12 protein-coding genes are annotated in these 12,939 nt (G+C 35.9%); 6 read left to right on the top strand and 6 right to left on the bottom strand.

From position 1 onward, the window contains the following. Positions 1 to 34 precede the first annotated feature (34 nt). On the top strand, positions 35 to 1,309 hold the full coding sequence (locus tag ABYT26_RS06710; RefSeq protein WP_372752161.1) for a replication-associated recombination protein A: 1,275 nt from the start codon (positions 35 to 37) through the stop codon (positions 1,307 to 1,309). Positions 1,310 to 1,365: 56 nt separating this feature from the next. Beyond that, positions 1,366 to 2,184 (top strand): 3-deoxy-8-phosphooctulonate synthase, encoded by an 819-nt coding sequence (gene kdsA, locus ABYT26_RS06705; protein ID WP_372752159.1) that lies wholly within the window; start codon positions 1,366 to 1,368, stop codon positions 2,182 to 2,184. Between the two features lie 61 nt (positions 2,185 to 2,245). Here kdsA and ABYT26_RS06700 read toward each other — a convergent pair whose 3' ends face one another. From ABYT26_RS06700 to ABYT26_RS06685, 4 genes are all read right to left on the bottom strand, one after another. Next, complete coding sequence (locus ABYT26_RS06700; protein WP_372752157.1) at positions 2,246 to 4,036, bottom strand: NADH-dependent [FeFe] hydrogenase, group A6; 1,791 nt, start codon at positions 4,034 to 4,036, stop codon at positions 2,246 to 2,248. A gap of 49 nt (positions 4,037 to 4,085) precedes the next feature. Continuing rightward, the gene (locus ABYT26_RS06695; RefSeq protein ID WP_372752155.1) at positions 4,086 to 5,306 is read right to left on the bottom strand and encodes an NADH-ubiquinone oxidoreductase-F iron-sulfur binding region domain-containing protein; all 1,221 of its coding nucleotides are present in this window, start codon (positions 5,304 to 5,306) and stop codon (positions 4,086 to 4,088) included. A gap of 14 nt (positions 5,307 to 5,320) precedes the next feature. After that, complete coding sequence (locus ABYT26_RS06690) at positions 5,321 to 5,788, bottom strand: NAD(P)H-dependent oxidoreductase subunit E (RefSeq protein ID WP_372752153.1); 468 nt, start codon at positions 5,786 to 5,788, stop codon at positions 5,321 to 5,323. Between the two features lie 708 nt (positions 5,789 to 6,496). Continuing rightward, positions 6,497 to 6,952: a GNAT family N-acetyltransferase gene (locus ABYT26_RS06685; RefSeq protein WP_372752151.1), complete on the bottom strand. Its 456-nt coding sequence runs from the start codon at positions 6,950 to 6,952 to the stop codon at positions 6,497 to 6,499. A 383-nt stretch (positions 6,953 to 7,335) separates the two neighbouring features. On the opposite strand from ABYT26_RS06685, the gene ABYT26_RS06680 reads away from it, so the two are divergent. Together ABYT26_RS06680 and ABYT26_RS06675 are read left to right on the top strand one after the other, a co-directional pair. Further along, on the top strand, positions 7,336 to 8,166 hold the full coding sequence (locus ABYT26_RS06680) for an FKBP-type peptidyl-prolyl cis-trans isomerase (protein WP_372752149.1): 831 nt from the start codon (positions 7,336 to 7,338) through the stop codon (positions 8,164 to 8,166). Between the two features lie 138 nt (positions 8,167 to 8,304). Continuing rightward, positions 8,305 to 8,877: a DNA-3-methyladenine glycosylase I gene (locus tag ABYT26_RS06675; protein ID WP_372752147.1), complete on the top strand. Its 573-nt coding sequence runs from the start codon at positions 8,305 to 8,307 to the stop codon at positions 8,875 to 8,877. 92 nt (positions 8,878 to 8,969) lie between these two features. On the opposite strand, the gene ABYT26_RS06670 is transcribed toward ABYT26_RS06675, so the two are convergent. Together ABYT26_RS06670 and ABYT26_RS06665 are read right to left on the bottom strand one after the other, a co-directional pair. Further along, positions 8,970 to 10,610, bottom strand: a complete 1,641-nt coding sequence (locus tag ABYT26_RS06670) for a TonB family protein (RefSeq protein WP_372752145.1) — start codon at positions 10,608 to 10,610, stop codon at positions 8,970 to 8,972. Position 10,611: 1 nt separating this feature from the next. Then, positions 10,612 to 10,983, bottom strand: coding sequence for a BlaI/MecI/CopY family transcriptional regulator (locus tag ABYT26_RS06665; protein WP_372752143.1), 372 nt, complete (start codon positions 10,981 to 10,983; stop codon positions 10,612 to 10,614). A gap of 178 nt (positions 10,984 to 11,161) precedes the next feature. Between ABYT26_RS06665 and ABYT26_RS06660 the strand changes: the two genes are divergently transcribed. Next, the gene (locus tag ABYT26_RS06660) at positions 11,162 to 11,608 is read left to right on the top strand and encodes a hypothetical protein (RefSeq protein WP_372752141.1); all 447 of its coding nucleotides are present in this window, start codon (positions 11,162 to 11,164) and stop codon (positions 11,606 to 11,608) included. A gap of 159 nt (positions 11,609 to 11,767) precedes the next feature. After that, positions 11,768 to 12,939 (top strand): hypothetical protein (locus ABYT26_RS06655; RefSeq protein WP_372752139.1); only part of this gene is annotated, 1,172 nt, incomplete at its 3' end.

Here is a 12,939-nt window from a genome sequence, read left to right as displayed (position 1 = left end):
AGAAAAGGACCATTATAAACAGACTACACGCATCATGACACCAAATCAACCCTTAGCCGAACGTTTACGCCCCACCGATCTGCAACATTATATCGGCCAAAAACATTTGGTAGGAGAAAATGCCGTTTTACGAAAAATGATCGAATCGGGCAATATATCCTCCTTTATTTTATGGGGACCTCCTGGTGTTGGCAAAACAACTCTGGCTAAAATCATTGCGAAACAACTGAACAGACCATTCTACACTTTATCGGCGATAAACTCTGGCGTTAAAGATGTTCGAGAAGTAATCGCAAAAGCTGAAAAGCAGAAATTCTTCTCCACTCCAAATCCTATTTTGTTCATCGATGAAATTCATCGATTTAGTAAATCACAACAGGATTCTTTATTAGGTGCTGTAGAAAATGGTACGGTTACCTTAATTGGAGCCACTACCGAAAATCCGTCCTTCGAGGTTATCTCACCTTTGCTTTCCCGATGTCAGGTTTACGTGCTAAAAGCACAGGAAAAAGCCGATTTAGAAGCCTTGGTACAGTTTGCCATTTCGAATGACAGCTATCTTAAAGAGAAAAAAATTGAAACCAAAGAAAATGATGCCCTATTAAAATTTTCTGGTGGTGATGCCCGCAAGCTTCTCAATATTCTGGAATTGGTGGTCAACTCGCAAAATAGTGATGAGATTATCATTACCAATGAAATGGTAACAAAAGAACTTCAGGAAAATCCATCGATGTATGATAAAGATGGAGAACAACATTACGACATTGCTTCGGCCCTCATAAAATCGATTCGAGGTAGCGATCCCGATGCTGCAGTTTACTGGTTGGCTCGTATGATTGAAGGTGGAGAACAGCCAAAATTTATTGCTCGCCGATTGGTGATTTCAGCCAGCGAAGATATTGGCTTGGCCAATCCCAATGCTCTACTGCTTGCGAACGCATGTTTTCAATCGGTTAACTTAGTAGGAATGCCAGAATCTCGCATTATTTTGTCCGAAACGACCATTTATCTGGCTACATCGCCCAAAAGTAATGCATCTTACTTGGCCATTGGTAAAGCTCAGGCTTTGGTAAGAGAAACTGGAAACCTACCTATTCCACTTCATTTACGAAACGCGCCTACAAAATTAATGAAAGAATTAGGCTACAAAAAGGACTATCTGTACTCACACGATTATCCTGGTAATTTTGTTGACCAACAATACTTACCCGATCAAATTAAAAACCAAAGATTATACATTCCACAGCAAAATGCTCAGGAAATAAAAATTTGGGAACGATTAAGAAACTGGTGGAAGAACAGATTTTAAATTTCTCTTTAAAAAGCAAAAATTGCTTACTTTTGCTGCAAATAAATTCACATGTGATGATAAAAAACATTCCAAATATTAAACATACCAATAGTGGCAACTTTTTTCTTCTGGCTGGTCCTTGTGCCATCGAAAGCGAAGAAATTGCCATGAAAATTGCTGAGCGACTTGTTCAGATTACCGACCAACTTGAAATTCCATTCATTTTTAAAGGATCGTACCGAAAGGCAAACCGATCTCGCCTGGATTCCTTTGCAGGAATAGGTGACGAAAAAGCCTTGCAAATCCTAAAAAAGGTAAGTACAACTTTTGGCGTTCCTACAGTTACAGATATTCATTCGGCCGAAGAAGCGGCTATGGCTGCTGCTTATGTTGATGTTTTGCAAATTCCTGCCTTTTTGTGTCGCCAGACCGATTTATTAATTGCTGCTGCAAAAACAGGAAAAGTGGTGAACATTAAAAAAGGCCAATTCCTTTCTGCCGAATCCATGAAATTTGCAGTCAACAAAGTTCGTGAATCAGGAAACGAAAATGTAATTCTTACCGATCGTGGAAATCTGTTTGGCTATCAGGATATGATTATTGATTACAGAGGGATTCCTGTTATGCAGGAAAATAATTGCCCGGTTGTGTTAGATATTACGCATTCTTTACAACAACCTAATCAAACAAGTGGTGTTACCGGCGGACGTCCAGAATTAATCGAAACAGTTGCCAAAGCAGGTATTGCTGTCGGAGTGGATGGTATTTTCATCGAAACACATCCCGATCCGGCCAACGCAAAATCGGATGGTGCCAATATGCTTCATTTGGATTATATAGAAGACTTACTGACTAAACTGGTTGCAATCCGAAAAGTGATCAATCAATTTTAGATCAAGAAAAGATCCGGTAGTAACCGGATCTTTTCTTGATCTAAAATTCAGTTATAAACAACTAATATTGCTCTCTTTTCACGTAGGAAGTATGCAATAACTTGTGTGATTTATCGCTTAATGGCTCTTTCAAAAACTCCTTATAAATCTGAATAATTTCGGGATTTTCATGAGATTTTCGGAAAGGAAGATGTCTATCCTCATCATAAATTGCTTTCATGCGATCTAATCGAACTTCATGATCAACAGGAAATGGTTGACCTCCACCACCCAAACATCCACCCGGACAAGCCATAATTTCAATGAAATGATAAAACTTATCACCTTTTTTTATGGCTTCCATTAATTGATGAGCATTCTCAAGTCCATTGGTTATTGCACATTTCAGTTCCACACCTTCTAAGAAATCCCACTCTTTAACGGTTCCCTCTATTTTTATTCTTGCTTCTTTTACACCTTCCAAACCACGAACAGGAATAATTTCCAAATTATCAAAAGGAATTTCACGCCCCGTAACTATCTCGTAGGCGGTTCTTAATGCAGCTTCCATAACGCCACCCGAAGCACCAAAAATAACGCCGGCCCCAGAACCTATACCCATAAGGGAATCGAAACTCTCCTCATTCAATTTTTCGAATTCAATTCCAGCTTGACGAATCATTACCGCCAATTCACGTGTTGTAAGCACAAAATCAACATCCCTAAAGCCACTATCCTTCATTTCTGGACGATTCGCTTCATATTTTTTGGCTGTACAAGGCATAATGGATACTGAAACAACATTTTGCGGTTCTACTTGGATGCTTTTCGCATAATAAGTCTTCGCCAAAGCACCAAACATTTGTTGTGGCGATTTACAAGTTGACAGATTAGGCAAATATTCAGGATATTTGTGTTCTATATATTTCACCCAACCTGGAGAACATGAAGTTGCCATAGGCAAAGCCACCTCAGGGTCATCATCAAGCAAAGCTCTTTTTAACCTACTTAGTAGTTCAGTACCTTCCTCCATAATGGTTAAATCAGCAGTAAAGTCAGTATCTAAAACAGAATCAAATCCCAATCGCCGAAGAGCAGCCACCATTTTGCCTGTAACTCGAGTTCCAGCCCCCAAACCTAATTCCTCGCCCAAACCAACACGAACCGCTGGAGCCGTTTGAACCACAACATGAGTTTCAGGATCAGCTATTGCATCCCAAACCTTTTCGACATAAGACTTTTCTGTAAGAGCTCCTGTTGGACAATGAACAATACACTGCCCGCAATTGGTACAAACTACCTCATCTAAGGATCTATCTAAAAAAGTGGAAATTTTCATTTCAGAACCTTTATGAGCTACTGCAATGGCTCCCACACCTTGAATTTCGGCACATGTTCGCACACAACGCTGACAACGAATACACTTGCTATCATCTTTTACAATTGCAGGAGATAATTGATCGATGGTGTAGTTTTTATCGGGCACCAAGTCGATAAAATCCTGATTGGTAATTTGATACTCAGCAGACAATGCCTGCAATTCGCAATGTCCGTTCCGATAACATTTGGTACATTCTTCGCGATGCTCGGTAAGTAATAATTCAATAATATGCTTACGACAATTTCTAACCTTTAAACTGTTTGTATTGATCTCCATTCCTTCGGCAGCTGGAGTTGCACAAGATGCAACCAATTTATGATTACCCACTTGTTCCACTACACAAACCCGACAATTACCCGCAACACACAAATCTTTATGGTAACACAAAGTCGGTATTTTTATGTGAAGTTTTTTTGCCGCTTCCAGTATTGTTTTTCCGTCTTCAATACTAACTGTTATCCCGTTGATTGTTAAATTCGCCATTTCAGACATATCGACTTCAGTTTAAATTGTTCAAAATTAAGATTGATAGTTCTCGTCTTTAGTAAATCATTTCTTCTCTGAAATTTTCAACAATAGACGAAAATGAATTTGCTACTGATTGTCCCAAACCACATTTTGCAGTGAGTTTCATGGTTTCGGTTAGTTTAAGCAGTTGATCAAGATAAGAGGCCTGTTTTTCGCCGCGCTTCACAGCACGAATTCCTTTTAAAAGCTGCTGACAGCCCACTCTGCATGGTGTGCATTGACCACATGATTCTTCCTCGAAAAATTCGAGATAATTGTTTAGAACATTGTACATCGATCGGGAGCTATTAAAAAGCATCATCGATCCACCAGTAGGTAAAGAAATCCCTGTTAATTTCCCCTCATAACCTATGGTTCTTTTTCCAAATCGTTTACGGGGCACAAGAAATCCAGAAGCACCTCCTACCTGAACTGCCTTGGTATCTCCATCACCAAAATCATCCACAAAATCCTGCACTGTCATTCCTAATTCCAACTCATAAATACCAGGTATTGGCGTATCTCCAGAAACGGAAAATACTTTTGATCCACGCGAATCTTTTACACCTAGATCACGAAATTTTTTAGCTCCAAATTTTAATATTGTATAAGAGTGAGCAAGCGTCTCCACATTATTAACTACGGTAGGTTTTCCCATATAACCTTTCACACTTGGAAATGGCGGTTTATTTCTAGGTTCACCCCTTTTACCTTCCATTGATTCTATCAAAGCACTCTCCTCGCCGCAGATGTAAGCGCCACTTCCCAAAAAAATATCCACCCGAAAATCCAAGCCCAAATCATCGAGAATATCGTGAAATTTTTGCAATTCTTTTTTTAAATCAGGGACCAAAAATTTATACTCTCCACGTAAGTAAATAAAACCTTTTTGCGCACCTATAACCTTCGCACAAACAGCCATACCCGAAAGAACTTTATGAGGCACTCTTGATAAAATTTCCCGATCCTTAAATGTTCCTGGCTCTCCTTCATCGGCATTACATATCACATATTTTACTTCTTCTTCAGATTCTGCTGTGAGTTTCCATTTTAAGCCGGTAGGAAAACCAGCTCCACCCCGACCTTTCAGACCCGAATTTGTCATTTCATTAACAATTTCCTGATTCGATCTGGAGAATGTATTTCTAAGAATCTCTCTGCAATCATCATCATGTTTAAAAATTAAATCGATTCGGTGAAGTTGTTTTTTAGTTGTTGTCATCGCTAAAGACTTTAAGATGTTAAATTTGCTCATTGAAAAGACAATTTTTACTTCCTATTTTTATACTCATTCAAAATTTTCACTACTAATTCAGGAGTTAATTCTGTATACACCTCATCGTTTATTAACATGGCTGGTGCTTTATGGCACCATCCCAAACAGTTGGTTTGAAGAATAGTAAACTTTTTATCAATAGTGGTTTCACCCAACTTGATTTTTAGAAAATTCTCGATAGCTTGAATCACCTGATTTTTTCCTTTCATGGCACAGGTTATGGTTTTACAAACCCGAATTACATACTTTCCTCTGGCTTCAGTATCCAAAAAAGTATAAAAACTTGCCGTTCCGTAAACTTCGGCAGCTGGAATACTCATCTGTTTTGCAATTTTCAGCATCAAGTCTTCCGAAAGATATCGTTCCTGTTCAATTACGCCTTGAAGTATAGGAAGCAGATTTTCCCGTCCTTCTCCATATTTCGTAACCAAATCTTGCACTAATTGTTCATGAGAATCCATAGAATAATGATTTATAAGTTACTATTACAAGCATTTTCTATTCAAGTTAAAAAAAATAAAGAAATTTTTCTCTATTTATTTTATCAGCTATATGCCAACACATTACAATAGAATTTTAAAAAATTAGGAAAAAAAGATTAATGTATTCATAAAAACTCAGCAAGGACGCAATCGTTAGCGTAAGAACAGATAGCATATTTTAAATTTTTATAGCGTTACCAAAAAAAGCCAAAGCATCACTATTTAGACTCTGTTAAAACAATAATTGCAAAAAAAACCTTCGGTAATTACCAAAGGCTATCTGTATATACTCTTCCCAATTCAGAAAAAATTTCAAACTCATCTTTTAGCATCCTTTAACATCCATTAAATGGACTTAACCATTCAATGCACCATATTTGTATCAACAAAACAAAGAGTAAAAGTTTTTTCATAGATTAGATTTAGGTTAGTAATTAGTGGTTAGTAGAAAAGTCTGGGTGGGGATCCAGACTTTTTTTCTTTTTATATTCCTGCCAATTCTTTAAGCGAATTACCATCTAATTGATTAATATATCCCTAACATAACTAATCCTTTACAAAAGGAATTTGACAGCATCATTTTTGATGAATTTTTTCATAAAAATAAGATGGCAGCTAGAATTAGCGGTTGGATTAAAATCCGGGCCTAAAACCAGATTTTTAAAACTAACAAAATATCTTTCATACTCATTTCAACATTTTCTCAAAACATACGCTAGCTTCCACACCTTCATACTGTCCATAATTCGGTATAATTAAGTAAGCATTTTTTTGATACAAGGCAATTGCTTCAGGTTGATTGGTTCCCGTTTCTAAAATGCATTTTTCAATCGACAACTCAGAAGCCCATTTCTCTAATTCCAATAAAACTTTTGAAGCAATCTGCCTTCCTCTGCACTCAGGCAGTACGAACATACGTTTTATTTCCATCACCCCTGGCTGATACAGTTTTATAGCTCCACAGGCAACTGCCTTACCCAACTCATAGGCCACAACAACATGTTTAATTTGATCCAGTTTATTAAATTGGGAATAAAATGCAAAATCATCCCCATCTCGAATTACTAGGTCTGCATCCAAAAAAGAAACAAGCTTTTTAAAATCTTCATTCTCTGAATTTGTTCTCTTACAATTGATCTTCATTCTCTATCTACTATAAATTTCACTACTAAAAGTTCCCACACAGTCGTGCTGACAAGCAATTGACATATTTAAAGAATTGCTTGCCATAACTCCTTTATGCTATTTCATGCAAAAGAAGAAAGCTAAATTTAAAACACTTTCGCTTTCATCCAACGCTTTGCTTAAAAAATAAACATTTAATTCTTACACCCTTACGTTAAAATTTCTTAAAAAGCTTTACAGATCAGTAAAAGTAAGTTCTTAACTATTTCAAAAGCTGCATCAAAATTGTAAATTCGCATCGGTTGAAATGCCTAAAATAGCAACTCCATAGGGACAGCTACTTTTCTAAACATTATCACCCTAAAATATATAATTAATAACCTATAAAACGTAATAAACTCATGAAACAGAATCGTATTATTCTTGTATTATTAGCCCTTGTTTTGAGCTTTTCTGCCTGTAGAAAAGTTGACCGTTCGGGAAAAATGGAATTTCAATCAAGCACTGATAGTATCAGCTATGCTTTAGGCTATATTGAAGCTACCAATTTTGTAAAAATGATGGAAAAAACACCTTTTCAGTTTGACTCTATCGAACAGGTTCAAATGGCCAAAGCAATAGCAAAAACTCAATTAGCCAAGAAATACAAAGATTTCAGAACATCACAATTCGATTCTATTAACTCCGAGGCGTTTTACAAAGGATTTATTAACGAACTTGCTTACGGTAAATCATATTTTACTAATACAAAAGCTGATTTTTACCTTCGGAAAATGTTCAAACAAAAGAAAGAAGAAAAAGAAGCTATCCGTAAAGAATTAGGAGAAAAAAACTTAGCTAAAGGAGAAAAATTTCTAGAAAACAATCGTACAAAAGAAGGTATTCATGTAACCGAATCGGGATTACAATATGAAATTTTAACTGAGGGAACAGGTAAAATTGCAGAAAAAAGTGACCGTGTAAAATGTGTGTATCATGGAACTCTAATTGACGGAACTGTTTTTGATAGTTCGCTAGAAAGAGGCGACACCACATCTTTTCGAGTTAATAGAGTCGTGAAAGGTTGGACCGAAGCACTACAAATAATGCCTGAAGGATCTAAATGGAGACTATACCTACCCGCAGAATTAGGATACGGTGAAAAGGGAAACGGTGAAAAAATTGGTCCAAATGAAGCACTAATTTTTGATCTTAATTTAGTAGAAGTGGTTGAAAATAAAAGAAAAAAATAATAAACCAATGTAGTTCAAAAAAAAAAGGATGCCCAAAAGGATCCTTTTTTTTTTTCATGACATCACATTACCAATTCTGAAGCAAAAGAAAAACCAAAGTCTAACTCTTCTTTTTTATCTTTAGCAAAAAAAAACAGAATGACCAAAATAAGATGCAAATGGGCTGGAAATGACCCTTTATACTGTGAGTATCATGATAAAGAATGGGGAAAAGCCATTCGCGATGATCGGCTGTTATTTGAATTTTTAATTTTAGAAGGAGCACAAGCTGGATTAAGTTGGATTACCATTTTGCGAAAGCGCGAAAACTACCGCAAAGCCTTCGATCATTTCGATCCGAATGTTATTGTGAACTATAGTTCTGAAAAAATATCTAAACTACTTCAAAACGAGGGAATAATCAGAAATAAACTTAAAATAAATTCTGCCATAAAAAATGCAGAAGCATTTCTCAAAGTTCAAGAAGAATTCGGCTCTTTCGGCAAATACATTTGGAGTTTTACCCATGGAGAAACCATTCAAAACAATTGGAAGGATTTATCAGAAGTTCCTGCCACAACTCCTGAATCGGAAGCCATGAGCAAGGATTTGAAAAAACGAGGTTTTAAATTTGTGGGTCCAACCATTTGCTACGCTTTTATGCAAGCAATTGGCATGGTAAACGATCATACTACAGATTGCTTTCGACATGCAGAATTAAAAATAAAATAGTCCCTAAATATATTTTAAGGACTATTCTTTGGGGGCAGTTTCATTCTTCAAAAATCAGCCGATATCAATAGTGGAGAATAAACGCCTAAATTTTATTTTTCATTTTCCTCATCAAATTTCCCGACTACGATTAAACCTGACCCATCTCGCAATAAGAAATTAATTGGAAGCGTATAAGTAAAGTTCGCAGATTTTCCACCATTGTTTCCAGGAATCCAGTTGGATTGTGTTTTTATAACTCGCATTGCCTCTTCATCCAAAGAAGGTGAAACACTTTTTACTACACGAACACTATCAACTGCTCCTAATTTTGTGACAACAAATGTCACCAAAACATTTCCTTCAACTCCATTCTTCTGTGCATCAAGAGGGTATTTTACATTTTTTGCCAAATACTTCCGTAGTTCTAAAAAACCACCAGGAAATTTAGGTGCAATACTATCCATTTGTATATTATTACCCTTTTTATCAGAACTTGATTCATCTATTTGCACATCATCCTTAAAATCGAAATTAATTGGCACAGTATAGGAAACATTTACTGCTTCTCCCTTCTCGTAACCAGGAGTCCACCTAGGCATCGATTCTAAAGCACGAACTGCTTCTGCATCCAAAGAAGCTTCAACACCTCGAACTACTCGGCCCTGCACAACATCACCCTCTTTATTTACCACAAAAGTCACGAATACTCTGCCACGAATCCCTTTTTCCAAAGCAACTTTCGGATACTTTATCGCTTCAGCAATAAATTTTTGTAATGCTTCTGCACCTCCAGGAAACTCAGGCATTTGGTCTACAATAGCAAATACGTTCTCTTCATTCAATTTTACCTTCTGGTCAATTCTATATTGCTGAGCTTGCACCTCTACTATTTGCAAATTGAATAATAAAACAGCTAATACAACAGGGATTACTATTAATAATTTATAGCGCCTAATTTGTGGGCTTTTTTCTTTTGACATCATAATCATTCGTTTTTTAGTAATGGAATAATTAAAGTTATTGGCTAAACCCAAAACCTCAGTTCCCATTATTTGATTCATTAATATTGCCTGATATTGTCCGATGTTAAAGCCGCGCGCTATTACTCCATCATCAGCCAAAAGTTCATGCGTTTGTTTTACCGCCACCTGATAAAGCCATACAAAAGGGTTGAACCAAAATACGATGGTCAACAGTTCAACAAATAACAGATCGATCCAATGCTTTTGCTGAGCATGTACTTTTTCATGCGCAAATATATTATTCAGAGACTTGTCGTTAAACTCCTCCCTGTTCATTACAATGTATCCGAAAAAGGTAAAAGCCGGTATTGACTGAGCCAAAAGAATTACCTTTTGTTTATCCACCACCTTATGTTCACCTGCTCTTATTAATCGTTTTAATTGAACGATTTTCACAATACTTCTTATTAAAAGAACAGTGGCTACTGCCAGATAAATAAAAAGCAGAATATCTGCTATTGAAATACCCGTTGATAGAACTGGATCCGCTGATATGCAAGTTGGATTTACAAATAAATTATCCATCTCATTATTTACTAATTCTGCTTCCACCTTAAGCGAATAAGAAAACTTTAAAAAAGGAAGAATAAGAGCTAAGAATGCACTTCCTAGCAGATAATAGCGTATCTCCTGGAAAAATCGCTCATTTCGCAATATCAAAATGTAAATCAGATAAAACAAAATCAGAATAATCGATGATTGTATTAAGTAATCCTTCAGTGCATCCATATCATTTCTCTTTACTAATCTCACGTTTTGCAATCTCAATCATCTCCTCTAATTCCTGAATGCTTAACTTTTTGTCTCTTGCAAAAAAGGAGGCCATACTTGAAAAAGAACCGTTAAAATAATTCTTCACTAAACTTCCTGCTTTGTATCCAGAATATTCTTCCTTTGATATTTTTACTGAAAAGAGGTGGGATTTTCCTGCAGGGATTTTATTGGTAAAACCTTTTTTTCGTAAGGTATTCATAACGGTCGCAACCGTTGTGTATGCAGGTTTTGGTTCCGAAAACTTTGCAACAACATCTCTCACACTCGCTTCTTCCAATTCCCATACAATCTGCATTACCTGCTCCTCTGCTTTGGTCAATTCTTTCATAACTAACTTTTACTTTTTCAATTAATCTACTACAAACTTAGTACTAAATTTTTAGTAGACAAATTTTATTACTAAAAACTTAGTAGATAAAAATAAATTACTTATTACCAACAGCTATTATAATCCTCCAAAGCTTGATTTATACTCGCTATTTCACTAACTATGCAAAAAATTAGGTATGGAAAAATTTGAATTAAATCCTTCTGAATATCCTTTACAAAAAAGAATTCAAAAGGAAGTTTCTTTACTCGCTATTTTGCTTGGCATTCTTTTGTTTTTTGTAGGGATACATGTTGTTTACCTAACAAGTACATTACTGATGTATGTACTGCTTTTACTACTAAAAAGGAATCGAATTGTAACCAAAATTACTTTTAGTGATACCTCCGAAAAAGTCACAATTTTTTATTTCTATTTAATTTTTTTTCGAGGAAAAGAAACAATTAATTATAACAAATTGAGTTTTAAGTTAGGACTTAAACGATTTGGGTTCGGAAGTGCTATTGAAACCATGGAACTCTTCAAAGGCAAAATTTTAGCTGGTGAACTACGAAAAAAAGGAAAATGGAAATGGTCTGAAGAATGCATCTCTCAACTAGAACAAAAGCTTAACTCCATCAAGTAAAATATGGATAACGAATGGCACCAACAAAATAGGATTCTCGTGCCTCGGCAAGATATAATTTTCAAATTATATATCTTTGGTAGAAGCTTATCATATCTATAACTAAATTTTGGACTTATCAAGAAAATTGGTACATATGGTTTTATTCTTACTCTTTTGATGGGAAGTTTTCTCCATGCAAATGGACAAAAAATTGTGCGAAACGATACACTTACCACTGCTAAGAAGAAAATTTCCTTGCCAAATCGTACCTTTATTGTCGACCGTGACACTCTTGTATTTTTATTGGATACTGTTACAGAAAATAAAGGTAGTAAGGATTCGAATAATGGTGATAAATTTTACAATTCGTTGAAACAGGGAGCAAAAAAACGAAAATTCACCAAAGAACTATATAATTTAATTTTTGTATCTCCCGACAAATTAAATCCAACCGATACCATAAAAACTGAACGTAGTGAAACTGCCTTTCTTCAATATCACGGCAAAACCATACGACACATTACCATTCGAATTTTAGAACCATTCGGTCCTACACTTTACGACACCACACAAGTTTCTACTAGCTGGTTAGAAAATACAGGAAATAATCTTCATCATTCCTCTAGGACAAAATCAATCCGGAAACTACTACGCATTAAGCAAGGGGATTCGCTCGACCCTTTTACCCTGTCTGATAATGAAAGATTAGTCAGAGAATTGTCATACATTAAAGATGCCTATTTTAGAGTAATTCCTGTGTTTGGCTCATCTAATTTAGTTGATCTTCAGTTGTGGATTAAGGATCAATTTTCATGGGGTGCAAATATGAACATTGGATCTCTCATCTCTACCGATTTTGAAATTTACAGTCGTAATTTATATGGTTTGGGACACGAGCTAAGCAATAGTTTTGAATTTGATGGTACTGAAAATCAGAAATTTGGATACACAGGAATGTATAAAATTCGCAACATTCGAAAATCTTTTATCGATGCCACCTTCATTTATCAGAACACCTCAGAAAAAGGACTTTACGAAATCGATTTGGATCGGGAATTTGCTACCTACAATACAAAACAAGCAGGAGGTTTAAATTTTCAACATACTGTTAGATCCTTCGAAATAACCAATAATGATCCTATTATTAATGACTCTATTTTGGGCTTTAATTATGGAAATATCTGGTACGGTCGTTCCTTTAAGGTCAAACCAAGTAAAACGTTTGCCAGAAGAAAATTCTATATTGCTGCAAGAATGTTAAATCTGCATTTTTTCGAAAGGCCAAACGTTACTGCCGAATCGAACCAATTCTATCGCAACAGAACACTCTTTTTAACCAGCTTAAGCTT

The sequence above is a fragment of the Labilibaculum sp. genome, from assembly GCF_041595635.1.
Classification (GTDB): Bacteria; Bacteroidota; Bacteroidia; order Bacteroidales; family Marinifilaceae; genus Labilibaculum.
Note: the sequence above shows the minus strand (reverse complement) of the source record. Positions and strands in the feature narration are given on the sequence as shown.

Coding starts and splice junctions, on each gene's coding strand:
- ABYT26_RS06675 (WP_372752147.1), top strand. CDS start 8,305: ATGACCAAAATAAGATGCAAATGGGCTGGAAATGACCCTTTATACTGT.
- ABYT26_RS06665 (WP_372752143.1), bottom strand. CDS start 10,983: ATGAAAGAATTGACCAAAGCAGAGGAGCAGGTAATGCAGATTGTATGG.
- ABYT26_RS06680 (WP_372752149.1), top strand. CDS start 7,336: ATGAAACAGAATCGTATTATTCTTGTATTATTAGCCCTTGTTTTGAGC.
- ABYT26_RS06685 (WP_372752151.1), bottom strand. CDS start 6,952: ATGAAGATCAATTGTAAGAGAACAAATTCAGAGAATGAAGATTTTAAA.
- ABYT26_RS06690 (WP_372752153.1), bottom strand. CDS start 5,788: ATGGATTCTCATGAACAATTAGTGCAAGATTTGGTTACGAAATATGGA.
- ABYT26_RS06700 (WP_372752157.1), bottom strand. CDS start 4,036: ATGTCTGAAATGGCGAATTTAACAATCAACGGGATAACAGTTAGTATT.
- ABYT26_RS06695 (WP_372752155.1), bottom strand. CDS start 5,306: ATGAGCAAATTTAACATCTTAAAGTCTTTAGCGATGACAACAACTAAA.
- ABYT26_RS06670 (WP_372752145.1), bottom strand. CDS start 10,610: ATGGATGCACTGAAGGATTACTTAATACAATCATCGATTATTCTGATT.
- kdsA (WP_372752159.1), top strand. CDS start 1,366: ATGATAAAAAACATTCCAAATATTAAACATACCAATAGTGGCAACTTT.
- ABYT26_RS06710 (WP_372752161.1), top strand. CDS start 35: ATGACACCAAATCAACCCTTAGCCGAACGTTTACGCCCCACCGATCTG.
- ABYT26_RS06660 (WP_372752141.1), top strand. CDS start 11,162: ATGGAAAAATTTGAATTAAATCCTTCTGAATATCCTTTACAAAAAAGA.